The organism is Stappia sp. TSB10GB4 (assembly GCF_900185745.1).
Lineage (GTDB): Bacteria > Pseudomonadota > Alphaproteobacteria > Rhizobiales > Stappiaceae > Stappia.
Window position 1 is genome coordinate 39800 of sequence record NZ_FYAV01000051.1, and the last position, 25335, is coordinate 65134.

The window sequence follows — 25335 nt, forward strand, 5'->3', positions numbered from 1 at the left end:
AGCGCCGACTGGTGGCGCCGATCAGTTGCAGCAGGCGACGCTCGTGCTGACGCGCGGTCGCAGGTAATAGGTGTCGCTGAGCGTGATCGTGGCTTTGTTGAAGACATCCTTCAGCACGGCCGCAAAGGTCGGACGATGCTCGTATTCCGCGTGGGCGACGACGAGGTAGGTGTCCTTCTGCTGGGTCAGCTCCGGCGGCAATTCGATCGGAGGCGCCGAACCGGCCCCCCACTGGGAGGTGTTCATCGCGCGGCTCCAGACCACACGCGGCTGGTTCACATCCTTGATCCAGACGCTGGCGACCACCATGCTCAGCGGCGCCTCCGGATAGGGATCGAGCACGGCCCGCGACAGTTGCAGCAGGTCGTTGACCTCCGAAGAGGTCAGTTTGTCGGCCTGGGCGACCAGATCGGCCACGGAGCTCGCCGCCTGGCTCACCTTGCGGTCCAGGGTGAGGGCGGAGTTGAGCTCGGTGACGCCGAGGAACAGCACCAGCATGAAGGGCAGCACCAGGGCGAACTCCACCGCGGCGACGCCGCGCCGGTCGCGCAGCAACCCGCTCGCCAGCCGCGCCGCCACCGTCCTGACGATCCGGTATGGCCCGTCGCGTCTTTCGTTGCGCTTCCGGCTGCTCATGGTCACTGGCTCGCCTGCTGCGTTGTCCAGGGGAAGGGTTCGTTGCGGAAGACCGCCGTGGCGACGAGGAGCCGGTCGCCGGAGCTGAGATCGCCATAGGCGGTCTTCATCATCGCCGACAGCATCGGCCAGCGATACAGCGTCCGCACCACGATGATCTGTCCCGCCTCACCGTGGTTGTAGCCGGTTTGCGCCACGAGCTCGCCGTCCTGGATCAGCGGCTTGGGGGAGAACGAGGCAAAATTGTCGATCCGCTCGACATCGATGGTCAGCCGGTCGGCGGTGACCGGGAAGCCGGCAAGACGGCTCAGCACCGCCTGCTTGAAGGATTCGGCGTTGAAGCCCTGGGCATGGGCCTGGCCGGTCCTGATCATCCGGGCCGCGTCCATGGTGGCGTTGCTGAGCACCTGGTTGGCGAAGAAGGCGAGGCCGATCTCGATCACCCCGAACAGCAGCATCAGGAACGGGATGGCGACGAAAGCGAACTCGATCGCCGTCGTGCCCTCGCGGTCCCGTACCACCGCGCGCAGCGGTCTCAGGCGCGCGAAGCGAGGCAGGAGACGGTCTCTCAGCATTTCTCTGGCACTCGTTGTTGGGAAGCGGCGTCGGCCGCGCCGATGTCGTCAGTTGCCGACACCTGCGGCCTTTTCGGACATGTCGGTGCGCTGGCCCGACTGCTTGTTGAGGATTTCGAAGCTGGCGTCGGAGTCGCCCACGCGCAGCATCGGCTCGCAGTTCGGCGCGCAGGAATAGCTGAAACGCTCGCCCTTGCGATGGACGGTGACCATATCGCCGGAGGCGGCGGCGACCGTGATCACCTCGTCGATGATCGGCTCGCCGTTCTTGTCGAGGATGACCAGGTTGGTCGTGCCGTAGAGCTTGCCCGTCACCACCACCGTCTGCCGGTCATACATGGTGACGTCGGCGATCGCCGGATTGCCGACAATGACCGTGTCGGCCGGCGCGTCGATGCGGAACACCTTCGCGCGGTCCGTCATGACGTGAACGCCGCTGTCCTGGGCATTCGCGCCGGTCGTCGGCACGGCGGCGGCCAGGATCGCGGTTGCGATGGACGCGAGAAAGGCATCGCGAAACTGCGACATGGGCATGCTCCTCAGCGAAAATTCCTTCGCGAGAATGAAGGAAATTGGTGAAGGAAGGGCTAACGCCCGACCGGGCCGGATGCGTTCTGCGAGTGTCGTTAACGCGGGTTGCCTTACGCGCTTGCCCAAGATTCGCGGGCCGCGCTCGCCGGCGTATGGGGCGGGCAATTGCCCGGTGGTCGCGGTTTGGTTAAAATGCTGACTATTATGTTTTCATGGCATTAACTATAGAACTGCTCTCGCACATCTTGTTGCTTGTCCTCGACGAATTTAACCTTGTGGCAAGGTGTGGTTCCTATAGTGGCAACATCTTCGAGCGACCGAAATAACAACAAGGTCGACGAGGTGGTGCAGACAACAAGTGAAGTGTAGGAGCCAACCATGCAGAAGTTTCTTGCCCGTTTCGCCAAGGATGAATCCGGCGCGACCGCCATCGAATACGGCCTGATCGCCGGCCTGATCGGCGTGGCCATCATCACCGCCGTGACGGCTGCCGGCGACTCGATCACCGCGATGTTCACCCGCGTGTCGACCGAGCTGACCGCCGCGTCCAACAAGTAAGATCGGCTGACTGGCTCCACGGCCCCGGTATCGAGATCCGGGGCCGCGGGAAGCCACCGATGATGCGGGCGGCCTTGGCCGCCCGTTTTCGTTTCGGTCCGGTCTCGGACGCAGTTCGGATCGGCCAACGCGCTGTCGCCACTGCCGGCTGCCGTCAACCGGACCTTAAGTGTCGCAGCGCATGATGCAGCAGCCGGCGGGTCCCGCCGTTGAGGGAGTGGTCGAATGTTCGAGGCGGCAATCCTGGTGCTGTTTCCCTGCCTGGTGGCCTATGCCGGCGTGTCCGACCTGTTCACGATGAAGATTCCCAACCGGGTGTCGCTGCTGCTGATCGGCGGATTTGCAATCATCGCCCCCTTCGCCGGGATCGGCCCCGTGGAGATCGGCTGGCATCTGATGGCTGCGGGCCTCGCGCTGGCCGCCTGCCTCGTGTTCTTCGGCTTCGGCTGGATGGGGGGCGGCGACGCCAAGCTCGTCACCGCCGTGGCGCTCTGGTTCGGAATGTCGCAGGACCTCCTGATGTTCCTGGTGCTCGCCGGCATCTATGGCGCGGGTCTGACGCTGCTCATCGTCAGCTTCCGCAGCATCGTTCTGCTGCCCGGCATCGCCGGGCGCACCCAGTGGCTCTTGCGCCTGCACGATCATACGCGCGGCATTCCCTATGGTGTGACGCTGTCCATCGCCGCCCTGCAGGTCTATCCGCAGTCCGCGTGGTTCCGCCTCCTGGCGTAGCGGAGACTTCGGCGGCGCCAAAGATTAACAAATCCTCAACAGAGAAAAGTGCTGCTGTCAATTTGCGAAAGCTTAAGCATATGTTCAGCAACATTGCTCACGTCTGATTAACCATGTCTTGACCATTTGCCTGCAACAGTAGTCGCACGATGACCGAAGGCGCGAAAGCGTCCGGTCCGGTTCGATCCCTGCGGGTGCTGGCAATGAAGATCGCACGTTTCGCCATTCTGGGCATTTCACTCGCCGCCGGCGTTTTGGTGGCGCGGATGGTGATGACCAACAATCCCGAGCCGCCGGCGGCCCCGGTGATGGTCACCGAGACGGTGGAGAAGGACGACGTCCTGACCGCCGCCAAAGACATTGGTCTTGGCGAGCAACTCTCGGCCCGCGATCTCGCCTGGACCAGTTGGCCGCGCGATCTCGCCCCGTCCACGGCGCTCCTGCGCTCGCAGCGTCCTGACGCCATCGACGAGCTGTCCGGCCGCATCGCCAAGGCTCCGGTCTATCAGGGCGAGCCGGTCCGCGAGGAGCGCCTGATCGCCAGCGACCGCGGCTTCATGTCCACCATCCTGCCCAAGGGCAAGCGCGCCATCGCGGTCTCGGTCGAGGCGCAGACGGCGGCCGGCGGCTTCATCCTGCCGGGCGACAAGGTCGACGTGATCCTGACGCGCCAGTCGGCGAGCCGGTCGGGCAATTCCTTCACCAGCGAGACCATCCTGCAGAACGTCCGCGTTCTGGCCATCGACACGACGACGGCCGGCGAGCGGGACGACAAGGCGCTGCCTCCCGGACAGACCGCCACGCTGGAACTCGAGCCGGCCCAGGCCGAAGTCGTCGCCCAGGCCTCGCAGCTTGGAACCATCGCCCTGGTGCTGCGCTCGGCCCAGGATTCCGCGGACGATGCCGACCCTGGCCTCGTCGGCGGCGGAGTGAATTTTGTGAAGTTCGGCGTTGCCAGCCAGGTCCAGACCCAGCGGTGAACGGGATCGGGACGCGGTGATGACGGCAAGGAGTACTCGGATGTTGGCTCAACGTTTCTTCCGGATCGGCACGGCGATCTGCCTCGTCCTCACCGGCCTTGCCGGGATGGATGCGGCCCGCGCCGACGGCTATCCCAAGTCGGTCACGATCCAGGCCGGAGAGCGGGTCGCCGGGCGGATGCTCAAGGTCGGCCTCGGCCGCTCCGTAGTGATCAACCTCGGCGAGGAAGTCAGCGACGTCATCGTCTCCAACCCGGAGATCGCCGATGCGGTGGTGCGCTCGTCGCGCCGGGTCTTCATCCTCGGCAACAAGGCGGGGCAGGCGAGCCTGTTCCTGTTCGGGCGCGGCGGCAACCAGATCGCCAGCTTCGATCTGGCGGTGGAGCAGGACACCACCGACCTCAACATGATGATCCGCCGCTCCATTCCCGGAGCCGACATCACGGCCGAGTCGGTCAACGGCAACATCGTCCTCAGCGGTACCGCCTCCAGCACCGCCGACGCCCAGCGGGCCGCCGATCTCGCCGACCGCTTCGCCAAGGTCGAGGGCAAGGCGCTGCCGGTGCTCAACATGGTCTCGGTGAGCGGCAAGGACCAGGTCCACCTCAAGGTGACGGTTGCCGAGGTCGAGCGCTCGATCATCAAGCAGCTCGGCGTCAACCTGTCCGGCACCATCGGCATCGGCAACTACAGCGCCAGCTTCAACAACAGCCCGGATTACTCCGTCAACTCCAACATCGTCGGCCGCGCCAGCGCCGGCGGCGGGTTCCTGGCCGGCGGCTCCCGGCTGAACGCCCAGTTGCAGGCCCTGCAGCGCGACGGGGTGATCCGCACGCTCGCCGAGCCGACGCTGACGGCGATCTCGGGCGAGAATGCCAGTTTCCTGGCCGGCGGCGAGTTCCCGATTCCCATCGCCGAGGACAACAACAAGCTGACCGTTCAGTTCAAGAAGTTCGGCGTCGGCCTTGATTTCACGCCGGTCGTCCTCAGCGAGGGACGCATCTCGCTGCGCATCAAGACCGAGGTCAGCGAGATCACCCAGGAAGGGGCGGTGTCGATCGGCGCGCTGGTCATTCCCGCGCTGAAGGTTCGCCGGGCGGAATCCACCGTCGAACTGCCCTCCGGCGGCACGCTGGTGATGGCCGGCCTGCTGAAGGAATCCTACAAGCAGGATCTCAACGGTGTGCCGGGCCTGATGCAGGTGCCGATCCTCGGAGCCCTGTTCAAGAGCCGCGACTTCCTGCGACAGGAGACCGAGCTCGCCGTCTTCGTCACCCCCTATACCGTCAGGCCGACGGCCCGCTCGGAGCTGGTCGAGCCGACCCGCAACCTTGCGCCGGCCACCGACGGCGGAACCATCTTCCTGAACCGTCTCAACCGCATGTACCGGGTGTCCGGCGATCCCGGCCAGGGCGCCTATCACGGTCAGGTCGGCTTTATCTACGAATGAGGACCGGTCCCATGCTTCCTGCATCCGAAAAGCGCCCAGTCGCGTCCGCACAGCGGGTCCGGGCCGTCACGCCGGCTCTGGCGGTTCTCGCCGCGCTGATGGCGGCCGCCTGCCAGACCCAGCAGCCGACGGCGGAGGCGCTGGCCACCAACGACTACCGCCTGCGCCATCCGATCGTGGTGTCGGAAGGGGTGAAGACGCTGGATCTGCCGGTCGGCAGCGACATGCGCCGCCTGTCTCCGCAGCTCTCGGCGGTGGTTTCCAGCTTTGCCGCCGAGGCGCAGTCGCGCGGCGGCGGCGCGATGGAGATCATCGTACCCTCCGGTGCCGGCAACGAGGCGGCGGTGCATGCGGTGCTGCCGGAGATCCGCAAGTCGCTGGTGCAGGGAGGCGCCTCGCCGAAGCGCATCGCCACCCGCAGCTATCCGGTGCAGGACCCGCAGGTCTCGGCGCCGGTGCGGCTGGCCTATTCCGGTCTGCAGGCCAGGACCGGACCCTGCGGCCAGTGGCCGGACAACATCACCGGCGGCGGCCACGGGATGCGTCACAACCCGCATCTCAACAACACGCAATATTACAATTTCGGCTGCGCCACGCAGGCGAACCTCGCCGCCATGGTCGACAACCCGACGGACCTGCTCTATCCGCGCGCCTCGACGCCGGCCGACCAGATCCGTCGCGGCACGGTCTACGGCAAGTATCGGGCCGGCGAGCAGACCGCCGCCGACTACAAGGAAGGCGACGGCTCGCGCGTCTCGGACGCGGCGAACTGATCCGGAGGAGCTGGACGGATGAACACCCTCGCATACGACACTCCGCTGGACGAGGACGGGTATCCGCATGAGCCGGAAATGGGCACCGGTCCCGCCGCCGACGCGCATGCCGACACGATCGACATCAAGGCCGTGCCGCGGGTCGCCATCCAGGCCTTCTGCGAGAGCGACGACATCGCCCGGGTGATCGAGAGCGCGGCCAAGGACCGGCGCATGGCCAAGGCGCATGTGAAGGTGCACAAGGGCGGCCTGGCGGCGGCGATCGACTTCTATGGTTCGGCGCCGACGCCCAACCTGATTCTGCTGGAAACCCGCACGGAAACCTCGAAGCTGATCCAGGGGCTGGAGCAACTGGCGGAAGTCTGCGACGCCGGCACCAAGGTGATGATCATCGGCCACGTCAACGACGTGAAGCTCTACCGGGACCTGATCCATCGCGGCATCAGCGACTACCTCGTCGCGCCGATCAACCTGTTTCAGCTCATCGGGGCGATCGGCGAGCTCTATGTCAATCCGGATGCCGAGCCGCTGGGACGCACCATCGCCTTCGTCGGCGCCAAGGGCGGCGTCGGCTCGTCCACCGTGGCGCACAATGTCGCCTGGTCGATCGCCCGGGTCTACGAGAGCGACGTGGTGCTGGCCGATCTGGACCTGGCCTTCGGCACCGCCGGCCTCGACTTCAACCAGGACCCGCTGCAGGGCGTCTTCGAGGCGGTTTCCTCGCCCGAGCGTCTCGACGAGACCATGCTCGACCGGCTGCTGTCGAAATGCGCCGAGCGCCTCAGCCTGCTCGCCGCGCCGGCCTCGCTGGACCGCACCTATGACCATGGCGAGACCAGCTTCGACGGCTTGCTCGACGTGATGAAGCAGGGGGCGCCGGCGGTGATCCTCGACCTGCCGCATGTCTGGTGCGGCTGGGTGCGCCGGGTGCTCGCCGCCGTCGACGAGGTGGTGATCGTCGCCGAGCCGGATCTCGCCAACCTGCGCAACGCCAAGAACATGATCGACACCTTGCGGCAACTGCGTCCCAACGATGCGCCGCCGCGCCTGGTGCTGAACCGGGTCAACGTGCCCAAGCGGCCGGAGATCAAGGCGGCGGAGTTCGCCGATGCGCTGGAATTGTCGGCGGTCGCGGTGGTTCCCTTCGATCCGCTGCTGTTCGGCACGGCCGCCAACAACGGCCAGATGATCGGCGAGCAGGATGAGAAGCACGCCACCGCGGAGATCTTCAACCAGATTTCCCAGGTGGTGACCGGTCGCGGCGAGGTGCCGCGGCCAAAGGGGCTGGCGCTCGGATCGCTGGTGTCCCGTTTCCTGAAGAAGGGCAAGGCAGCCGGGTGACCGGCATCGCGGCCCTTCTTCGAGACGGCCCCTTCTTCGAGACGATTGAGAGCAGGTAACGATGTTCGGTCGACGTGGCGCTTCCTCAGGTACACAGACGTCCCGCCCGGCGGCACCGCCGGTGCAGGGCGAGCCGCTGAACGCCCCTCCGGCACCTGCCGAGGCCGCCGCCCAGCCGGCCCCGCCGCCCGTCGCCGAAAGGGTCGCCCAGCCGGTGGCCGCGGCAAGGCCGGCCCCGCCCGCGCCCGAGCCGCGCGCGCCGCAGCGCTCGGAAGGCTACTACGCCACCAAATCGTCGATCTTCAACGCCCTGGTCGAGGCGATCGACCTGTCGCTGCTGACCCGCCTCAGCGCCGAGGACGCGCGCGAGGAAATCCGCGACGTCGTCAACGACATCATCGCGCTGAAGAATGTGGTGATGTCGATCTCCGAGCAGGAGGACCTGCTCGAGGACATCTGCAACGACGTCCTCGGCTACGGTCCGCTGGAGCCGCTGCTGGCCCGCGACGACATCGCCGACATCATGGTGAACGGCGCCGACACGGTCTATATCGAGACCCAGGGGCGAATGCAGCAGACCAATGTCCGCTTCCGCGACAACAAGCAGTTGCTGAACATCTGTCAGCGCATCGTCAGCCAGGTCGGCCGCCGCGTCGACGAATCGAGCCCGATCTGCGACGCCCGCCTTGCCGACGGCTCGCGCGTCAACGTCATCGCGCCGCCGCTGGCGATCGACGGGCCGACCCTCACCATTCGTAAGTTCCGGAAAGACAAGCTGACCCTTCGGCAGCTCGTCCAGTACGGCTCGATCTCCCCCGAGGGAGCAACCGTACTGGAGATCATCGGCCGCAGCCGCTGCAACGTGCTGATCTCCGGCGGTACCGGCTCGGGCAAGACGACGCTGCTGAACTGCCTGACCGCCTTTATCGATTCCACCGAGCGCATCATCACCTGCGAGGACGCGGCCGAGCTGCAACTGCAGCAGCCGCATGTGGTGCGCCTGGAAACGCGCCCGCCCAACCTGGAAGGCGAGGGCGAGGTGACCATGCGCGACCTGGTCAAGAACTGCCTGCGCATGCGTCCCGAGCGGATCATCGTCGGCGAGGTGCGCGGACCCGAGGCCTTCGACCTGTTGCAGGCGATGAACACCGGTCACGACGGGTCGATGGGCACGCTGCACGCCAACAGTCCGCGCGAGGCGCTGTCGCGTCTGGAATCGATGATCACCATGGGCGGCTTCTCGCTGCCGTCCAAGACCCTGCGCGAGATGATCGTCTCGTCGATCGACGTCATCGTGCAGGCGCAGCGCCTGCGCGACGGCTCCCGCCGCATCACCCACGTGTCCGAAGTCATGGGCATGGAAGGCGACGTCGTCATCACCCAGGACGTGTTCCTTTACGACATTCTCGGCGAGGACGCGAACGGCAGGCTCATCGGCCGCCACCGCTCCACCGGCATCGGTCGTCCGAAGTTCTGGGAAAAGGCGCGCTATTTCGGCGAGGAGAATCGTCTGGCGGCCGCGCTCGATGCCGCCGAGGCCAAGGAGCCCGGACATGGCTGACCTGCAGGCCTTCCTGACGCCCGGCGTCGCGACCATCGCCATCGCCCTGCTCGCGGCCTTTTCCTTCGGCGGCATCCTCTACGCCCTGTTCGAGCCGCAACTGAGCGGCCGTGCCGCGCGCGAGAAGCGCATGCAGGCCGTGGCCTCGCGCAACATCACCATCGACGCGGCCCGCCTGGCGCGCGATGGCGACCGCCGCCGCAAGTCGGTGCAGGACCAGCTCAAGGAGTTCGAGGCGCGCGAGAAGAAGAAGCAGCATCGCGCCACCCACCTGAGCCTCGACCAGCGGCTCGACCAGGCCGGCCTGTCGTGGTCGAAGCGCGGCTTCATCGTCTTCTCCGTGATCTGCGCCCTGGTGCTCGCCCTTGCCGGCCTTCTCCTGTCCGGTTCGCTGATCGTCACCGGTGGCCTGATGTTCGTCGGCGCCTTCGGTGTGCCGCGCTTCTATCTCGCGCGGCGCCGCAAGAAGCGGATCGCCGCCTTTCTCAACGAATTGCCCAATGCCGTCGATGTCATCGTACGCGGCACCAAGGCCGGCCTGCCGCTCGGCGAGTGCATCCAGATCGTCGCGGCGGAGGCCCGCGAGCCAATCAAGAGCGAGTTCCGCCGCATCGTCGAATCGCAGGCCATGGGCATCACCTTGGCCGAGGCGATCGCCAAGCTGCCGAGCCGCATGCCGGTGGCGGAGGCGAACTTTCTCGCGATCGTCGTGATGATCCAGTCGCAGTCGGGCGGCTCGCTGTCCGAGGCACTGGGCAACCTGTCCAAGGTGCTGCGCGAGCGCAAGGCGATGAAAGGCAAGATCGTCGCGATGAGCCAGGAGGCGAAGTCCTCGGCCGCGATCATCGGCTCGCTGCCGTTCCTGGTGGTCGGCGTGCTGTCGCTGACGAGCCCGTCCTACATGATGCTGCTGTTCAGCGACCCGATCGGCAACGTCATCGTCGTCGGCAGCGGCCTGTGGATGCTGACCGGCATTCTCATCATGAAGAAGATGATCGCCTTCGACTTCTGATCGCGCCCGCAAGACGGCGAAACCGGTGGAAAGAGACAATGGGTCTGGATTTCTCCAATCTGCTCTCGCAGCAGGCGATGATCGCCATCCTGACCATGGTCGCGATCGCCGGCACCCTGTTCTCCCTCGTCATTCCGTTGCTGGAGGGCGACAAGCTCAAGAGCCGGATGAAGTCGGTGGCGCTGGAGCGCGAGCAGATGCGCGCCCGCGAGCGGGCTCGTCTCGCCGACGACAAGACGAATGCACGGGTGTCGCTGCGCAACAAGCCGAAGAAGCAGATGCAGAACATCGTCGACCGGCTGAACCTGAAGAACCTGTTGTCGGACGATGAAACCAAGCTGCGGCTGACCCGCGCCGGCTATCGCGGCGTGCGGCCGCTCTACACCTATCTCTTCGCCCGGCTGGTCATGCCGGTGATCCTGTTCATCATTGCCCTGTTCTACACCTTCGTGGTGCTGAAGCTGAATCAGCCGGCGATGGTGAAGGTGCTGATCTCCTGCGTCGTCGCCTTCATCGGCTTCTATGCGCCCGATCTCTACCTGAAGAACAAGATTCAGAACCGCCAGCTCTCGATCAACCGGGCCTGGCCGGACGCGCTGGACCTGATGCTGATCTGCGTCGAATCGGGCATGTCGGTGGAGGTCGCCTTCCGCAGGGTGTCGGAGGAGATCGGCATCCAGTCGATCCCGCTGGCCGAGGAACTGACGCTGACCAATGCCGAACTGTCCTATCTCGGCGACCGGCGGATGGCCTATGAGAACCTTGCGAACCGCACCGGCCTCGAAGGCGTCAAGAACGTCTCGCTGGCGCTGATCCAGGCCGAGCGCTACGGCACGCCGGTGTCCACGGCGCTGCGCGTCATGGCCGACGAGAACCGGGCGCAGCGCATGCAGGCGGCCGAGAAGAAGGCGGCCGCGCTGCCGCCGAAGCTGACCGTGCCGATGATCGTGTTCTTCCTCCCCGTCCTGCTGGCCGTGATCATCGGTCCGGCGATCATCCAGGCGCTGGCAACGTTCTGACGGCTGGTCGGAGCGGTCAGAACCGGGCGGAAGCACCAAAGCCAGCGCCGATATGAAAAAGCCACCCGGATTGGGTGGCTTTGCCGTGTCCTGATGGCGACGTGGGCAGAGGTCAGCCGCCGGACTTGTTCTTCTTCTTCTTGTCTTGCGCGGAGATTTCCGCCCAGGAATTGCGCTGCGACAGCATCGACTTGAGATAGGCGATGTTCTGCGCCGCCTGGGCCGGGTCGATTTCGGCGGTGGCGACCTGCTCGGCTTCCTGGAAGCGGCCCTGCAGGCCGATCGCCAGGGCGAGGTTCTGGCGGATGCGGCTGTCGGCCTTGGGGCTCGCGGCGGCCCGGCGCAGCACGCTCTCCGCTTCCTTCGCCTCCCCCTCCAGCAGGTAGGACATGGCCAGGTTGTTGAGCAGGCTCGGCTCGTCCGGCGCGATCCTGAGGGCCTGATTGTAGAGGTCGCGGGCCTGCTGGGTGTTGCCCATCTGGTCGTGGATCGCGGCGGCTGCCGACATCAGCCGCCAATCGGGGCGGGTCGGGGTCTGGGCGCCGTTGAGCACCTGCAGCGCTTCCGGCAGGCGGCCGTTCATCGCCAGCACCTTGCCATAGGCGGCGGCGATGTCGCGGTCGCTCTGATTGGCGATGATCGCCTTGCGCAGCACCGCCTCGGCCTGTTCCGCCTGGCCGTTGCGCCCCAGCGCGGCCGCGTAGTTCAGGATGTTCTCACGGTCCTGCGGCGCGCGCTCATAGGCCTGGCCCCAATAGCTGACGGCCTGCAGGGCGGTGCTCGAGCCGGGAGCGGCATAGGCCTGGGTCGCGCTGGAATGGGTGCCGACGGCGCGCTTCGACGAGGCGCAGCCGGTCAGCGCGACCAGCGTCGCCATCGACACGGCGAGCATCAGGCGCGGCGTGGCGGCGGAACGGGAGAGGGCGTGGCGCTTGGATGGCATGTGCCGGGCTCCTGGACACGGACAACGGTGACACGAACGACGGTGACGCGGACGACGGATCTTGCAGAATGCGCAGACCCATCAATACGTCGTTAACCCTAATGCTTCGTTAAATCCGCCGGCCTGTGGCATGAACGTACCGCAACGATTGCCGCCTCCGGCCGGCCGTGATTAAACGGCGGAACCCGGAAACTCGTTGCCCACCAGAAGGATCCCGCCCGTGCGCGCCGCCTTGATCGCCCCGTCCGCCTCGACCGCCGCCATTCCCGTTCATGTCGTCGAGCAGGGCACGGCGCCGGCGGTGCTGCAGTCTCTCGGCGCGCGGGCGCAGGCTTTCGCCGCCGCCAGCGGCTTCGACGGCTCGGCGGGCCAGCTCCTGCTGCTGCCCGATGCGGATGGGGCGCTGTCGGCGGTGCTGTTCGGCGTTGCCAATGCCACTGAACCGGGTTTTGCCGTCGGCGATCTCGCCCGCAAGCTGCCGGGCGGCGACTTCCGGCTGGAGATCGCCGCCGAGGCGCAGGAGGAGGCGGCGCTCGCCTTCGCGCTCGGCTCCTATCGCTTCGATCGCTACCGCACGCCCTCGACCCGGCCGGCACCGCGGCTGGTGGTCGGCGAAGGCGTCGACCTCGACCGGCTCGGCCTGATCCTCGACGGCATGGCGCTTGCCCGCGACCTCGTCAACACGCCGGCCAGCGATCTCGGCCCCGCCGAACTGTGTGATGCGGCCTTGCGCCTCTTTGCCGATCACGGCGGCCGCGCCCATGTGATCGAGGGCGAGGCGCTGCTTGCCGAAGGCTTCCCGATGGTGCATGCGGTCGGGCGGGCGAGCACCCGCGCGCCGCAGCTTGTCGACGCGACCTGGGGCGAAGAGGGCCATCCGCGCGTCACCCTGGTCGGCAAGGGCGTCGTCTTCGACACCGGCGGCCTCGACATCAAGCCCTCCAGCGCCATGGCCTTGATGAAGAAGGACATGGGCGGCGCCGCCGCCGTGCTGGCGCTCGCCTCGATGATCATGGCTGCCGGCCTGCCGGTGCGCCTGCGCGTCATCGTCCCGGCGGTCGAGAACGCGATTTCCGGCGCCTCCTTCCGCCCCGGCGACGTGCTGGCGAGCCGCAAGGGCCTCACCGTCGAAATCGGCAACACCGACGCGGAAGGCCGGCTGATTCTCGCCGACGCGCTGGCGCTGGCCGACGAGGAGGAGCCGGAGATCCTGATCGACATGGCGACGCTGACCGGCGCCGCGCGCGTTGCCCTCGGCCCCGACCTGCCGCCCTTCTACACCGATGACGAGGCCTTCGCCGCCGATCTGGCCGCCCATGCGACCGCCACGCGCGATCCGCTGTGGCGCCTGCCGCTTTGGCGTCCCTATGAGAGCTATCTGGAAAGCCGGATCGCCGACATCAACCACATCAACACCAGCGGCGCGGGCTTCGCCGGCTCGATCACCGCCGCGCTGTTCCTGTCCCGCTTCGTCGAGAAGGCGCGGGTCTGGGCGCATCTCGACATCTATGGCTGGAACCCGGCGGATCGTCCGGGTCGGCCGCTCGGCGGCGAGGCGCAGGCCGCGCGCGCGCTGTTTTCGCTGCTTGCCGCCCGCTACCCGCGACGCTGAGACTGCACGCTTTCCTGCCTCGTTTCGCCGTTTGTATAACGGAACCGAAACGAACTTCCTGTCAGGATGGGGCAAGGCCGGCAACGGCAGATGAGGCATGGGTGAGGGATGGGTATCGACTTGCGGCCGTCGCAGGCGCTGCGGCTCTGGCATGAGGTGACGATGTCGCTGGTCACCGACGGCGACCGCGACCTCACATCGCGCCAGATGGCGATCCTGATGACCGTCTATCTCGAGCCGCCGCCGCACACGGTGCGCGGGCTCGCCGCGCGTCTCGACGTCACCAAGCCGGTGATCACCCGCGCGCTCGATACTTTGGGCGCGATGAAGCTGCTGTCGCGCCGCCGCGACGAGGCCGACCGGCGCAATGTGGTGGTGACCCGCACCGTTGCCGGCGCGCTCTATCTGGAGCACATTGCAGACACCATCGTCGCCCGCGCCGCCGAGATGCATCGCTGACCGCAGCCCCGCGCGGGGCCTCGAGAAAGTCCGAGAACCGCATGCCCAGCGACACCGCCGCCACCCCTGGCCCCACCCCCGACCCGACCCCCGGCCCGACCCCTGGCTCCGCCCTCGACCGCCGCATCCATCCCGTCCGGGCGGACCTTGCGGCGAGCCGCTATCGTGGCCGGGTCGCGGCTGAGCGCTTCGCCGATCCGGTGCCGATGCGCATCGCAGCCGCCTCGGTGCCGCTGCGTCCCGCGCCGGATGCGGCCCGCTCGATCGACACGGAGGCGCTGTTTGGCGAGTGCTTCGACCTCTATGAGGTGCGCGGCGATGGCTGGGCCTGGGGCCAGCTCGCGACCGACGGCTATGTCGGTTACCTGCCTGCCGATTGCCTGGGCGAGGCCGGAGAGTCGGCCACCCACCGGGTCTGCGTGCCGCGCAGCTACCGCTACCCGGAGGCCGAGCTGAAACGGCCGCCGCTCTCGCTCCTGTCGCTCGGTGCGCGGGTGCGCGTCGTCGGCACGGCGGTGACGCGCGGCCTCGACTACGCGCTGCTCGACGACGGCAGCGCCATGGTCGCCCGCCACCTGATGCCGCTCGGCGAGACGGTCGCCGACTGGGTCGCGGTCGCCGAAGGCCTGCTCGGCACGCCCTATCTGTGGGGCGGGCGCACCTCGCTGGGGCTCGATTGCTCGGCGCTGGTGCAGCTTGCGGCGGCGGAGGCCGGCCATATGCTGCCGCGCGACAGCGACATGCAGGCCGCCAGTGCCGGCACCGCGCTCGACATCTCCGCCGGCCTGCCGGACCTGCGGCGCGGCGACCTGCTGTTCTGGAAGGGTCATGTCGGCATCCTCAGCGATCCGGCCACCTTGCTGCATGCCAATGGTCACACGATGAGCGTCGCCCGCGAGCCGCTGGACGCTGCGCTGGCCCGCATCGCCGCCACCGAATGGGGCGCGGTGACCGCCTGCCGCCGGCTCTGATTTCGGCGACCGGCGACAAGCGCTTGTCGTTTCGACAGAATTTCAAGTCGTTTCCGAAATTTGCTTGCTCTTCCCTAAAAGGAAATTCTGCAAAACGACCCGTTTCCCTAGCGTATCAGATATGCAGGGAATGCAGTTGAAATTGCTTTAGGCTGTAACTATATCAGCCTCGACGTTGCGCGAGCGCTGTTTCGCGCCATTGAGACGGACCGCGAGCTTCCCACGGGTCACGCCGAAGCTTGCAAGTCCGCAAGGATCACAAAAATCGGATGTTTCGTCAGGCTGCCGACAGGTCGCGGATGTAAACGTCTTTGCCGCTATTCAACGGATCACTGATCGATCATGCTTCATGTCTTGCCACATGCTGTTTTTCTTCACGTTGAAGACAACGTGAACGATGCAATGGCCTTCCGTCTGGCACTCGAAAGCGTGACGGGAAACATTCGCGTGCGCCGGGTCGGCTCGGTGGAGACGGCGCTGGAGCTGCTGTCGACCCCGGACGCGGCCGCCGGCCCGCCCTTCGACTGTGTGGTCGCCTCGCTCGATCTGCCGGGCACCGGCGCCGGCGATCTCGCTCGGCGCCTGCGCCAGCGCTACGACAGCAGCACGCTGCCGCTGGTCGGGCTGACCGGCGCCGCAGCGCCGTCACCGGCCAGCGACAACGACTGGTTCGACGTCGTGTACGAGAAGCCGACGCTGCCGCGCGAAATGAAGCGGGTGGTGCGCGAGATCATCGACCTGTGGTTCCAGCGCGCCCGCCGCTTCCACTGCTGACCGGCTGGGCCTTTCAGTAACCTGTTGCTTTGTCTACAAGATTCCGAAGTTCGCCGCCCGCCTCATAGGCGCGGATCTGCTCGGCCACATAGGCGGAGATCGCCTCCGGATCGCTTTCGGCGGCGACATGCGGCGTGATCACCACATTCTCCAGCGCCCAGAGCGGGCTGCTTGCGGGCAGCGGCTCGGTCTCGAACACATCGAGGCTTGCCGCCGTCAACGTGCCGTCGGTGAGCGCGCGGACGAGATCCGCCTCGACCTGGCTGCCGCCGCGCCCGGCATTGATGAAGACCGGTCCGCCAAGCGCGCCGTCGCGTGCCAGCCGCGAGACGAGGCCGTAATCGACGAGGCCATGCGTCTCCGGCGTCAAGGGCAGCAGGTTCACCAGAATGTCGGTGCGGGCGAGGAAGGCGTCGAGCTCGCCCTCGCCGGCATAGCAGGCGACACCGTCGATCCGCTTGGGCCCGCGCGCCCAGCCCGCGACGTCAAACCCCAATCTTGCCAAGGCCTTGGCGGCATCCGCACCGAGCACGCCGAGCCCCAGAAGGCCGACGCGCACATGCCGCGCCGCCGGCTGTTCCAGGTCGCGCCAGACGCCCTCGCGCTGCTGCGCGGCGTAGGCGAGATGCTGGCGATGGTGCAGCAGCACCTGCAGCACCACCCATTCGGTCATGCGCGCGGTCAGGTCCGGATCGACCACGCGCACCACCGGCACGTCCGGCAGGCCGGGCTGGGCCAGCAGGTGGTCGACGCCGGCGCCGAGCGAAAAGATCACTTGAAGATTCGGGCAGGCGGCGAGGGCCTCCGCCGGGGCCTTCCAGGCCAGCGCGTAGCGGATCGCGGCGGGGTCGCCGATGGCGTCGGGCCAGGACCGGACCTCGTGCTCCGGCAGGTGCTTGCCAAGGCGCGCGGCCCAGGCGGCGGGGTTCCAGCCCTTGACGGCGATCAGCAGGCTCATGAGGGTCCTCCAAACGAATATTTCCCTCCTTAGAGCATCTTCCGCCGATCTGTGCAGCACCCGGGACGAAAAAAGTGCCGTAAAGCCAAGCCTCTGGCGCAAAAAGGCCGATGGCTGTCCTCCTCTGCCGCAGCGGCAATTCGCTTGACAGGTGTGGTGCGCAATGAAATCAATTTTTGAGAGAAATTTTGCAAAATTCCGTCTCAAATTCGCGAGAAATTGATTTTCCTGTCGCAAACGCGCTTTTCCGGGGGAGAGGACAAATGGATGTGGGGGACGTCAAGGAGGTGGCCGCCTGGGTCAACCTGATGCCGGGGCCGGGACGCACGCCGACGCTGCATGTGACCGGCACGGTCACCGCCCCGACACCCTGCCACGAGGTGGTCGCCGAGTTCGGCGGCCTCGACCCGTCGCAGCCGCCCGTCTACCGCGTCAGGATCCGCTTTCGCCAGGAGCCGGGCCTGTGCCCGCAGGTGCTGACCGACAAGGCGTTCCGCCATAGCGAGCGGAACTACGCCGGCACGGCGACCACGGTGCGGGTGTCGTCCGACACGGACAGCGAGACGGCGCCGATCCGCAAGGCCCGCTGACGCGCGCAGGCTTGTCCCCGTCCTATCCCCGGCACCGACCTCCGGTGCGCGGGAACCGTTATCCCCGCACGGTGCGGGTTCCCGTATAATGCCGGGGCATGAAGGTCAGTCGGCGGCGTAACGGTCGAGACGGCCGGGCTCCGCTTCGGTGACCTGTTCGCCGCGCGGCGGGGCAAGGTCGAGATCGCCGATGCTGCGGCCGCGCTTGCCGATCTTGTCGGTGGAGATCAGGATCTGCTCGATGTCGCGGCCGGCCTGGCCGAAATGCTGCTGCAGCTTGCGGACCCGCTCGTCCAGCCGGTCGACATCGGCAACGAGATGGGCGACCTCGGCCTGGATGCGGTGCGCCTCCTCGCGCAGCCTTGCGTCGCGCAGCACCGACTGGACCACCTGGATCGACAGCAGCAGCAGCGAGGGCGAGACGATGACCACCCGGACCCGGTGCGCCCTCTGGACGAGATCGGCGAACTGCTCGTGGATCTCGGCGAAGATGCTCTCGGAGGGCACGAACATGAAGGCCGTGTCCTGGGTCTCGCCGGGGATGAGATAGCGTTCGGCGATGTCGGCAAGGTGTTTACCGATGTCGCGGCGGAACCGGGCGCGCGCCTGCTTCAGCGGCTCCGGCCCCTGCGCTTCGCGCAGCTCGTTATAGGCCTCAAGCGGAAACTTGGCGTCGATGACCAGCGGCGGGGCGCCGTTCGGCAGATGGATCAGGCAATCCGGCCGCACCCGCGTCGACAGGGTCGCCTGGAAGGAGTAGGCGCCCGGCGCCAGTGCGTCCTGGACGATCGCCTCCATCCGGCCTTGGCCGAAGGCGCCGCGCGCCTGCTTGTTGTCGAGGATCGACTGCAGCGCCCCGACCTGGCCCGAAAGGTCGCGGATCGTCGCCTGCGCCCGGTCGATCACCGCCAGCCGCTCGTGCAGGTGGCGCAGGCCGTCATGGGTGCGCCGGGTCGTCTCGGCCATCGACTGGCCGAGCTTGTGGCTCATGCCGTCGAGCCGCTCGTTGACCGCGCGCATCAGGTCGCCCTGCCGCGAGCCGAAGACCTCGGCCATGGTCTGCATCCGCCCGGTCATCTCGGACTGGACCTTGAGCAGGGCGGCGATCCGCGCCTCGAGCTCGCGCGCCTGCTCGGCGGCCCGCCATTCGGCATCGCGCGCCCGGCCCGCCTGCCGCGACACCGAGACGAGCGTCAGCAGCGCCGCGCCGAGCAGCAGCAGCGTGGCACCGACAAGCGCCTCGCCGAGCGACACCGGCCGGCCGAGCAGGGTGAAGAGAATCGCCTCCATGGAAACAAAGATAGAACACTTGTCGGGGGAGCGAAACGGCGCAGGCGAAGGGGCGGCGCGCGGCCGCAGCGAGCAGGTAGAGGAGTGCCGGGGGCGCACAGCGAGCCCGCAGCTCCCTCGCCGGCGGCCATAACCCGCGGGAATCGTGCGTTCCGGGCGCATCGGCGCGTTGACGCGGCCGGCCTTCTCCCATATTTCAGCACCATGACGAAACGCGACATCATCATCCTGCCGGCCCCCAAGCTGCGCCTGGTCAGCGAGCCGATCGCCAGCGTCGACGACGCGGTGCGGCAACTGGCCGACGACATGCTGGAGACCATGTACGACGCGCCGGGCATCGGCCTGGCCGCGATCCAGATCGGCGTGCCGAAGCGGATGCTGGTGCTGGACGTGGCGCGCGAGGGCGAGACGCCGGCGCCGATGGTGGTGATCAACCCGGAGATCGTCTGGGAATCCGACGAGCACTCCGTCTATCAGGAGGGCTGCCTGTCGATCCCCGAATATTACGAGGACGTGGAGCGGCCGCAGCGGATCGGCCTGCGTTTCCTCGACCGCGAGGGCGCGGCGCGCGAGATCGAGGCCGACGGCCTGCTCGCCACCTGCCTGCAGCACGAGATCGACCACCTGAACGGCGTGCTGTTCATCGACCATATCTCGAAGCTGAAGCGCGACCGCGTCGTGAAGAAGTTCCAGAAGCAGGCCCGCCTGTCCGAAAAGGCCTGAGCCGGCCGACCCCGAACCTGCGACCCGGGAGCCGGACGCATGGACATCGCCTTCTTCCTCAAGGTCTTCGCGGCGCTTTTCGCGATCATGAGCCCGGTCGCCAATCTGCCGGTGTTCCTGGCGCTGACCAGCGACCGGGACGCCGCCGGACAGCGCGCCGTCGCCCTGACCGCAACCTTTGGCCTCATTGCCGGCTCGGTCATCGTCTTCTTCGGCGGTGAGGCGATCCTGGCGCTGTTCGGCATCATCATCGACGGCTTCCGCCTCGCCGGCGGGCTGCTGATCCTGCTGATCGCCCTCTCCATGCTGCATGGCGGCGAAAGCAGTGCCCAGGCCGGCACGGACGAAGAGAAAGAGCATCACCGGAGCGTCGACAATCCCGGCATCTACCCCTTGACCGTGCCGATGCTGCTGGGGCCCGGCTCGATCTCGACCATCATCATCTTCCGCGAACAGGCGCGCGGGACGGGCCAGGAGATCGCCCTGGTGGCGGCGCTCGCCGCCATGGTCGCCGTGTTCGCTGCCACTTTCTTCGCCGCACCAATGCTGTCGCGAATTCTGAGCCGCACCGCGATCAGCATCATGAGCCGGCTGATGGGCATGATCCTCGCCGCCATCGCCATGGAGATGATGGTGACGAGCCTCAAGACCCTGCTGCCGGGTCTTGGATGAGGCGCCTCGCCTGACCCTGCATTCCGCGCCCGCCCGCGCGCGCCCACCAAGGAGCAATCATGAGCCTGCGCATCGTCTTCATGGGAACGCCGGAATTTTCCGTCCCGACCTTGATGGAGATCGTCGGCCAGGGTCACGATGTCGTCGCCTGCTACACCCAGCCGCCGCGAAAAGCGGGCCGGGGCATGGAGGAACGCAAGTCGGCGGTGCATCAGGCGGCCGAGACGCTGGGCATTCCGGTGCGCTGCCCGCCGTCGCTGAAAAGCGAGGAGGAGCGGGCGGCGCTTGCCGAACTGGCGCCGGACGCGGCCGTCGTCGTCGCCTATGGCCTGTTGCTGCCGCAGGCGGTGCTCGACATCCCCGCGCATGGCTGCCTCAACCTGCACGCCTCGCTGCTGCCGCGCTGGCGCGGCGCGGCGCCGATCAACCGGGCGATCATGGCGGGCGACGCCGAGACCGGCGTCGAGGTGATGCGCATGGAAGCCGGGCTCGATACCGGCCCGGTCTATATGGCCGAGAAGCTGGTGATCGGGCCGGAGATGACGGCCGGAGAGCTGCACGACCGCCTGTCGGTGCTGGGCGCCGACCTGATGGTGCGCGCGCTCGCCGCCCTGCCGCGCGGCGCCCTGGTGCCGACGCCCCAGGCAGAGGAGGGCGTCACCTATGCCCGCAAGATCGACAAGGCCGAGACCCGCATCGACTGGACCCGGCCGGCGCGCGAGGTGCACGACCATGTGCGCGGCCTCTCGCCCTTTCCCGGCGCCTGGTGCGAGATGGAGATCGGCGGCCGCAGCGAGCGGGTGAAGGTGCTGCGCAGTTCGCTGGAGGACGGTGCCACGGGCGCACCGGGCACGCTGCTGACGGCTGGCGACGAGCTGCTGGTCGCCTGCGGCAGCGGCGCGCTGCGGCTGGTACAGTTGCAGCGGGCCGGCAAGAAGTCGATGCCGGCGGCCGAATTCCAGCGCGGCGCGCAGCTCGGCGCGGGCGCGCGGCTTGGATGAAGCCGCCCCACGTCGCCAAGCGGGTTGCCGGCAGGCTATGATGCGCCGAGCCACCCGGTACGCCGCTGTAGCCACCCCGCCGAACGGACGATCCAGACGATGACCCATCCCGCGCTTGAACCCGAGATCCGCCCCGCCACGCCCGCCGACGAGGCGGATATCGCCATGGTCATCGCCACCGCCTTCGGCCAAGAGGGCGAGGCGCGGCTGGTCGAGGCGCTGCGCTCCTGCGGCGCGCTGGTGCTGGAGCAGGTGGCGGTCGACCGCGACGGGCGGATCGTCGGCCATGTCGCCTTCTCGCGCGTCACCGGTGCCGGCGCCGGACATCGGCTCGCCATCACCTGTCTGGCGCCGGTTTCCGTCAGCCCCGACCGCCAGCGCGGCGGCATCGGCGCGGCGCTGATCCGCGCCGGGATCGACGCCCTGCGCGAGCAGGGCGAGGATCTGGTGCTGGTGCTGGGACCGCCGGCCTATTATCCGCGCTTCGGCTTCGACGCGGAGCTTGCGAAAAAGGTCGCCGGCCCCTATGCGGGAGCGGCCTTCCAGGCGCTGGCGCTGACCGAGGCCGCACGTTCCGCCCTGCCCATCGAGGTCACCTTCGCCACGCCCTTCGAGGCTTTCGAGTAACCGCGACAAACGGCGAGCCGACCCCGTTCATGCCCCGCTACAAGCTGACAGTCGATTATGACGGCCGCCCTTTCGTGGGTTGGCAGCGGCAGGCCAACGGCCCCTCCGTGCAGGCGGTGATCGAGCGGGCGGTGACGGCGTTTTCCGGCGAGACGGTGACCATCGGCGGGGCGGGGCGCACCGATGCCGGCGTGCATGCGACCGGGCAGGTGGCCCATCTCGATCTGGAAAAGGACTGGCCGGCGGCGACCGTGCTCGGCGCGCTGAATTTCCATTGCCTGCCCGATCCGGTGGCGATCCTCGCCTGCGAGAAGATGCATGAGGGCTTCGACGCCCGCTTTTCGGCGATCCGCCGGCACTATCGCTACCGCATCGTCAACCGGCTGGCGCCGCTGACCCACGATCTGGGGCTGGCCTGGCATGTGAAGAAGCCGCTCGATGCCGAGGCGATGCACGCGGCGGCGCAGGTGTTTGTCGGCCATCACGACTTCACCACCTTCCGTCATTCGCGCTGCCAGGCGAAGAGCCCGTGGAAGACGCTGGAGGCCTTCAGCGTGCGCCGCGAGGGCGAGAGCCTGATCGCCGAGTGTTCCTCGCGCTCCTTCCTGCACAACCAGGTGCGCTCGATGGTCGGCACGCTGCGGCTGGTCGGCGAGGGGCGCTGGGGAGCGGAGGACGTCGCCAGGGCGCTGGCGGCGCGCGACCGCGAGGCCTGCGGCCCGGTGGCGCCGCCCGACGGGCTGTATCTGACGCGGGTCGACTACCGCCCGGCGGAGGAGGACGCGGCCTTGCTCGCCGCCTACAGGGCCGGGCTGCCCGGCGCGGACGGCGAGGCGGCCGGGGAGGCGGAGGGCGAAGAGGCCTCGGGCGACTGAGCGCCCGCCGGTTCCTCCATCGGGGCGGGCGGCACCAGCTTGCGATAGAGATGCCAGGTGGTGTGGCCGAGCACCGGCAGGACGAAGATCAGGCCGGCGAACAGCGGCAGCATCGCCAGCAGCAGCGTCGCGGTGACCACCAGCGCCCAGCCGATCATCGGCTTCGGGCTGGTGACGACCGAGCGCACGCTGGTGATCATCGCGGTGATGAAGTCGACGTCCCGGTCGAGCAGCATCGGGAAGGAGACGACGGTGAGCGAGAACAGCACCACCGACAGCACCGCGCCGATGACATTGCCGAGCAGCAGGAACATCAGCCCTTCCGGCGTCGTCACCACCACCTCGACGAAGGCGCCGAAGGAGGCGAAGGACTTGAAGCCGAGGAACAGGGCGAGCAGCAGCCGCACCTGATACATCCACATGATCTGGACGAACAGCACGACGAAGGCCATCCAGGCGAGCTCGCGCCGGCGCTGCGCCCAGATGACGCCGAGCACGCCCGGCCAGTCGAGCGGCGCGCCGGTCTCCAGCCGGCGGCTGACCTCATAGAGGCCGACGGCAATGAACGGGCCGATCAGGCCGAAGCCGATGGCGAGCGGATAGCTGAGATAGCTCATATGCAGGGCGGAGGCGGTGAGCAGCACCAGGATGCCGCCAAGGGCATAGACGGCACCGAAGAACAGGCCGAAGCGCGGCGCCGCCCGGAAGTCGCGCATGCCGGCACCGAGCGCATCGACGATGGCATCGAAGCCGATGGCGTTGACCCGGGTGGGATCGGGCCGCCGGGCCGGCATTCCCGAAGGCGCGTCCCCCGAAGGCGCGTCCCCCGAAAGCGCTCCCCCCGAAAGCGCGCTCTTGTCCTGCTCGACCGTCATTGCCTGCCTCCCTCGCAGCCGTGGACCCTTGTTTCCAGACACTGCAACAAGCAGGACCACTGAAACAGACCTGCGTCAATCCGTCACCTTCGCAAAGATACGTGCGGCGCGGGGAGGGGCGGGGACAGGGAAGGGCGGATCAGCCGGCGAAATAGCTGTCGAGGAAGCGGCGATAGATGGCGGCAAGCCCGTCGAGCTCGGCGAGCGGCACGCGCTCGTCGACCTGGTGCATGGTCTGGCCGACCAGGCCGAACTCGACCACCGGGCAGTAATTCTTGATGAAGCGGGCGTCCGACGTGCCCCCGCCGGTCGACAGCTCCGGACGGCGGCCGGTCTCCGCCTCCACCGCATCCGCCAGCGCCTCGATCAGCTCGGCGTCATGGGTGAGGAAGCTGTCGCTGGAATCGTTGGTGAACTCGAGCTGCCAGTCGCAGGAGAGGCCGTTGGTGCCGGCAAGTGCATGGCGCAGATGCGCCTTCAGGCTCTCCACCGACCAGGTGTCGTTGAAGCGGACGTTGAACTGGGCGACCGCCTTGCGCGGGATGACGTTGAAGGCGGCATTGCCGACATCGACGGAGGTGATTTCGAGGTTCGACGGCTGGAAGCGGGCGTTGCCGGCATCAAGCTCCAAGGCGTCGAGACGGGCGAGCAGCGCCAGCATGTCGGAGACCGGGTTCTTCGCCAGATGCGGATAGGCGACATGGCCCTGCACGCCGGTGACGGTGATAATGCCCGACAGCGAGCCGCGCCGGCCGACCTTGATCGCATCGCCGAGATGCTCGGGATTGGTCGGCTCGCCGACGATGCAGGCATCGAAACGGTGGCCGCGTGCCGCCGCCCAGTCCAGCAGCTTGACCGTGCCGTTGATCGCCGGGCCTTCCTCGTCGCCGGTGATCAGGAAGGAGATGCGCCCCGGCAGCGCCTCGCCCTTCTCCGCCACATAGGCGATGGCGGCGGCCGCGAAGGCGGCGATGCCGCCCTTCATGTCGACCGCGCCGCGCCCGTGCAGGATGCCGTCCTCGACCGTGCCGTCGAACGGGCCGTGCCGCCAGGCCCCCGCATCGCCCGCCGGCACCACGTCGGTATGGCCGGCAAAGGCAAGGTTCGGACCCTTCGTGCCGATGGTGGCGAAGAGGTTCTCCACGTCCGGCGTGCCGCGGTCTGAGAACACCATGCGCTCGACGGTGAAGCCGGCGGCCGTCAGCCGCTCGTCCAAGAGGGCGAGCGCGCCGCCTTCAGTCGGCGTCACGGAGGGGCAGCGCAAGAGGTCGCGGGCAAGGGTTGCGGCAAGGGAAAGGCGGGTGTCGGCCATGGCGGTCTGCGGGGTGTCCTGAAATTGCGCTAGGTCGGTCTCGCCCAGCGGCTGTTGGGGCGCGGGCCATAGGGGTTCGGCCCCGGCTCGCCGGGCATCAGGCCGAGGCCGAGCACGAACAGCAGGTTGAGCACCGGCACGAAGACCAGCACGGCGAGGAAGCCGGTGAGGTTGCGATCCTGCAGCCGCTTGATGGCCAGCGCCAGCACCACCCAGTGGCTGGCGAACAGCATGTAGGGCAGCAGCGGATGCGAGTTGACGAAGTCCTCCATCGTCACCACCGTCGTCTGGTCGCCGGTGACGTCGAGGCCCTGCACCCACAGGCTGACCGGAATGGCGAACAGCGCCCACAGGAAGCCGAGCGCGAGCATATAGGGCTCGCGCGACACACGCCCGATCGGGCTGAAGAACAGCCAGAGCGGCCCCAGCGGGCCCGGATGCGCTTGCGGTTGCGACATGAAATGTCCTGGACAGGAGACGGTCTG

28 protein-coding genes are annotated in these 25335 nt (G+C 67.6%); 19 read left to right on the plus strand and 9 right to left on the minus strand.

Annotation, left to right across the window (positions count from 1 at the left end):
• Nucleotides 1-21: 21 nt before the first annotated feature.
• From TSB10GB4_RS12895 to TSB10GB4_RS12905, 3 genes are read right to left on the minus strand one after another with little or no spacing between them, the layout of a single operon-like run.
• Nucleotides 22-636 (minus strand): TadE/TadG family type IV pilus assembly protein, encoded by a 615-nt coding sequence (locus TSB10GB4_RS12895; RefSeq protein ID WP_186386259.1) that lies wholly within the window; start codon nucleotides 634-636, stop codon nucleotides 22-24.
• Nucleotides 637-638: 2 nt separating this feature from the next.
• On the minus strand, nucleotides 639-1211 hold the full coding sequence (locus TSB10GB4_RS12900; protein WP_186386258.1) for a TadE/TadG family type IV pilus assembly protein: 573 nt from the start codon (nucleotides 1209-1211) through the stop codon (nucleotides 639-641).
• A 48-nt stretch (nucleotides 1212-1259) separates the two neighbouring features.
• A complete protein-coding gene (locus TSB10GB4_RS12905; protein WP_186386257.1) occupies nucleotides 1260-1739 on the minus strand; it encodes a pilus assembly protein N-terminal domain-containing protein in 480 nt (159 codons plus the stop codon).
• 381 nt (nucleotides 1740-2120) lie between these two features.
• Between TSB10GB4_RS12905 and TSB10GB4_RS12910 the strand changes: the two genes are divergently transcribed.
• The 9 genes from TSB10GB4_RS12910 (at nucleotide 2121) to TSB10GB4_RS12950 (ending at nucleotide 11168) form a co-directional block, all read left to right on the plus strand.
• Nucleotides 2121-2300 (plus strand): Flp family type IVb pilin, encoded by a 180-nt coding sequence (locus tag TSB10GB4_RS12910; protein WP_186386256.1) that lies wholly within the window; start codon nucleotides 2121-2123, stop codon nucleotides 2298-2300.
• Between the two features lie 225 nt (nucleotides 2301-2525).
• Nucleotides 2526-3032 (plus strand): prepilin peptidase, encoded by a 507-nt coding sequence (locus tag TSB10GB4_RS12915; RefSeq protein ID WP_186396092.1) that lies wholly within the window; start codon nucleotides 2526-2528, stop codon nucleotides 3030-3032.
• Nucleotides 3033-3235: 203 nt separating this feature from the next.
• The gene (gene cpaB / locus TSB10GB4_RS12920; RefSeq protein ID WP_186386254.1) at nucleotides 3236-4012 is read left to right on the plus strand and encodes a Flp pilus assembly protein CpaB; all 777 of its coding nucleotides are present in this window, start codon (nucleotides 3236-3238) and stop codon (nucleotides 4010-4012) included.
• Between the two features lie 40 nt (nucleotides 4013-4052).
• On the plus strand, nucleotides 4053-5462 hold the full coding sequence (locus TSB10GB4_RS12925; RefSeq protein ID WP_186396093.1) for a type II and III secretion system protein family protein: 1410 nt from the start codon (nucleotides 4053-4055) through the stop codon (nucleotides 5460-5462).
• Nucleotides 5463-5473: 11 nt separating this feature from the next.
• A complete protein-coding gene (locus tag TSB10GB4_RS12930; RefSeq protein ID WP_186396094.1) occupies nucleotides 5474-6235 on the plus strand; it encodes a CpaD family pilus assembly protein in 762 nt (253 codons plus the stop codon).
• A gap of 18 nt (nucleotides 6236-6253) precedes the next feature.
• Nucleotides 6254-7576, plus strand: coding sequence for a CpaE family protein (locus tag TSB10GB4_RS12935; RefSeq protein ID WP_186396095.1), 1323 nt, complete (start codon nucleotides 6254-6256; stop codon nucleotides 7574-7576).
• Nucleotides 7577-7637: 61 nt separating this feature from the next.
• Nucleotides 7638-9137, plus strand: a complete 1500-nt coding sequence (locus tag TSB10GB4_RS12940; protein WP_186396096.1) for a CpaF family protein — start codon at nucleotides 7638-7640, stop codon at nucleotides 9135-9137.
• On the plus strand, nucleotides 9130-10149 hold the full coding sequence (locus TSB10GB4_RS12945) for a type II secretion system F family protein (RefSeq protein WP_186396097.1): 1020 nt from the start codon (nucleotides 9130-9132) through the stop codon (nucleotides 10147-10149). Before TSB10GB4_RS12940 ends, TSB10GB4_RS12945 begins: the two co-directional genes overlap by 8 nt.
• Before the next feature lie 38 nt (nucleotides 10150-10187).
• Nucleotides 10188-11168: a type II secretion system F family protein gene (locus TSB10GB4_RS12950; RefSeq protein WP_186387385.1), complete on the plus strand. Its 981-nt coding sequence runs from the start codon at nucleotides 10188-10190 to the stop codon at nucleotides 11166-11168.
• Between the two features lie 112 nt (nucleotides 11169-11280).
• On the opposite strand, the gene TSB10GB4_RS12955 is transcribed toward TSB10GB4_RS12950, so the two are convergent.
• The gene (locus TSB10GB4_RS12955; protein WP_208984757.1) at nucleotides 11281-12111 is read right to left on the minus strand and encodes a tetratricopeptide repeat protein; all 831 of its coding nucleotides are present in this window, start codon (nucleotides 12109-12111) and stop codon (nucleotides 11281-11283) included.
• A gap of 220 nt (nucleotides 12112-12331) precedes the next feature.
• Here TSB10GB4_RS12955 and TSB10GB4_RS12960 point away from each other — a divergent pair, with 220 nt between their 5' ends.
• The 4 genes from TSB10GB4_RS12960 (at nucleotide 12332) to TSB10GB4_RS12975 (ending at nucleotide 15927) form a co-directional block, all read left to right on the plus strand.
• Entirely contained in the window at nucleotides 12332-13723 is a 1392-nt protein-coding gene (locus TSB10GB4_RS12960) for a M17 family metallopeptidase (RefSeq protein WP_186396098.1), read from the plus strand.
• Nucleotides 13724-13831: 108 nt separating this feature from the next.
• Nucleotides 13832-14182 (plus strand): MarR family winged helix-turn-helix transcriptional regulator, encoded by a 351-nt coding sequence (locus TSB10GB4_RS12965; RefSeq protein WP_186387387.1) that lies wholly within the window; start codon nucleotides 13832-13834, stop codon nucleotides 14180-14182.
• Between the two features lie 41 nt (nucleotides 14183-14223).
• A complete protein-coding gene (locus TSB10GB4_RS12970; RefSeq protein ID WP_186396099.1) occupies nucleotides 14224-15153 on the plus strand; it encodes a C40 family peptidase in 930 nt (309 codons plus the stop codon).
• 390 nt (nucleotides 15154-15543) lie between these two features.
• Nucleotides 15544-15927 (plus strand): hypothetical protein, encoded by a 384-nt coding sequence (locus TSB10GB4_RS12975; protein ID WP_186396100.1) that lies wholly within the window; start codon nucleotides 15544-15546, stop codon nucleotides 15925-15927.
• Nucleotides 15928-15940: 13 nt separating this feature from the next.
• Here TSB10GB4_RS12975 and TSB10GB4_RS12980 read toward each other — a convergent pair whose 3' ends face one another.
• Nucleotides 15941-16885, minus strand: coding sequence for a glyoxylate/hydroxypyruvate reductase A (locus TSB10GB4_RS12980; protein WP_186396101.1), 945 nt, complete (start codon nucleotides 16883-16885; stop codon nucleotides 15941-15943).
• A 263-nt stretch (nucleotides 16886-17148) separates the two neighbouring features.
• On the opposite strand from TSB10GB4_RS12980, the gene TSB10GB4_RS12985 reads away from it, so the two are divergent.
• Nucleotides 17149-17475: a hypothetical protein gene (locus TSB10GB4_RS12985; protein WP_186396102.1), complete on the plus strand. Its 327-nt coding sequence runs from the start codon at nucleotides 17149-17151 to the stop codon at nucleotides 17473-17475.
• 105 nt (nucleotides 17476-17580) lie between these two features.
• Here the strand turns inward: TSB10GB4_RS12985 and TSB10GB4_RS12990 are convergent, their stop codons facing one another.
• On the minus strand, nucleotides 17581-18765 hold the full coding sequence (locus TSB10GB4_RS12990) for a DNA recombination protein RmuC (protein WP_186396103.1): 1185 nt from the start codon (nucleotides 18763-18765) through the stop codon (nucleotides 17581-17583).
• 204 nt (nucleotides 18766-18969) lie between these two features.
• On the opposite strand from TSB10GB4_RS12990, the gene def reads away from it, so the two are divergent.
• The 5 genes from def to truA all read left to right on the plus strand — a co-directional run bounded on the left by def (nucleotide 18970) and on the right by truA (nucleotide 22663).
• On the plus strand, nucleotides 18970-19488 hold the full coding sequence (def, locus tag TSB10GB4_RS12995; protein ID WP_186396104.1) for a peptide deformylase: 519 nt from the start codon (nucleotides 18970-18972) through the stop codon (nucleotides 19486-19488).
• 39 nt (nucleotides 19489-19527) lie between these two features.
• A complete protein-coding gene (locus TSB10GB4_RS13000; RefSeq protein WP_186396105.1) occupies nucleotides 19528-20160 on the plus strand; it encodes a MarC family protein in 633 nt (210 codons plus the stop codon).
• 65 nt (nucleotides 20161-20225) lie between these two features.
• The gene (fmt, locus tag TSB10GB4_RS13005) at nucleotides 20226-21161 is read left to right on the plus strand and encodes a methionyl-tRNA formyltransferase (protein WP_186396169.1); all 936 of its coding nucleotides are present in this window, start codon (nucleotides 20226-20228) and stop codon (nucleotides 21159-21161) included.
• A 99-nt stretch (nucleotides 21162-21260) separates the two neighbouring features.
• Nucleotides 21261-21788: a GNAT family N-acetyltransferase gene (locus TSB10GB4_RS13010; RefSeq protein ID WP_186396106.1), complete on the plus strand. Its 528-nt coding sequence runs from the start codon at nucleotides 21261-21263 to the stop codon at nucleotides 21786-21788.
• 29 nt (nucleotides 21789-21817) lie between these two features.
• Nucleotides 21818-22663, plus strand: a complete 846-nt coding sequence (gene truA / locus TSB10GB4_RS13015; RefSeq protein ID WP_186396107.1) for a tRNA pseudouridine(38-40) synthase TruA — start codon at nucleotides 21818-21820, stop codon at nucleotides 22661-22663.
• Here truA and TSB10GB4_RS13020 read toward each other — a convergent pair.
• The 3 genes from TSB10GB4_RS13020 to TSB10GB4_RS13030 all read right to left on the minus strand — a co-directional run bounded on the left by TSB10GB4_RS13020 (nucleotide 22588) and on the right by TSB10GB4_RS13030 (nucleotide 25308).
• The gene (locus TSB10GB4_RS13020; protein WP_186396170.1) at nucleotides 22588-23457 is read right to left on the minus strand and encodes a DUF2189 domain-containing protein; all 870 of its coding nucleotides are present in this window, start codon (nucleotides 23455-23457) and stop codon (nucleotides 22588-22590) included. The genes truA and TSB10GB4_RS13020 overlap by 76 nt on opposite strands.
• Before the next feature lie 220 nt (nucleotides 23458-23677).
• Nucleotides 23678-24850: a succinyl-diaminopimelate desuccinylase gene (dapE, locus tag TSB10GB4_RS13025; RefSeq protein ID WP_186396108.1), complete on the minus strand. Its 1173-nt coding sequence runs from the start codon at nucleotides 24848-24850 to the stop codon at nucleotides 23678-23680.
• 29 nt (nucleotides 24851-24879) lie between these two features.
• Nucleotides 24880-25308: a DUF805 domain-containing protein gene (locus TSB10GB4_RS13030; protein ID WP_186396109.1), complete on the minus strand. Its 429-nt coding sequence runs from the start codon at nucleotides 25306-25308 to the stop codon at nucleotides 24880-24882.
• Nucleotides 25309-25335 lie beyond the last annotated feature (27 nt).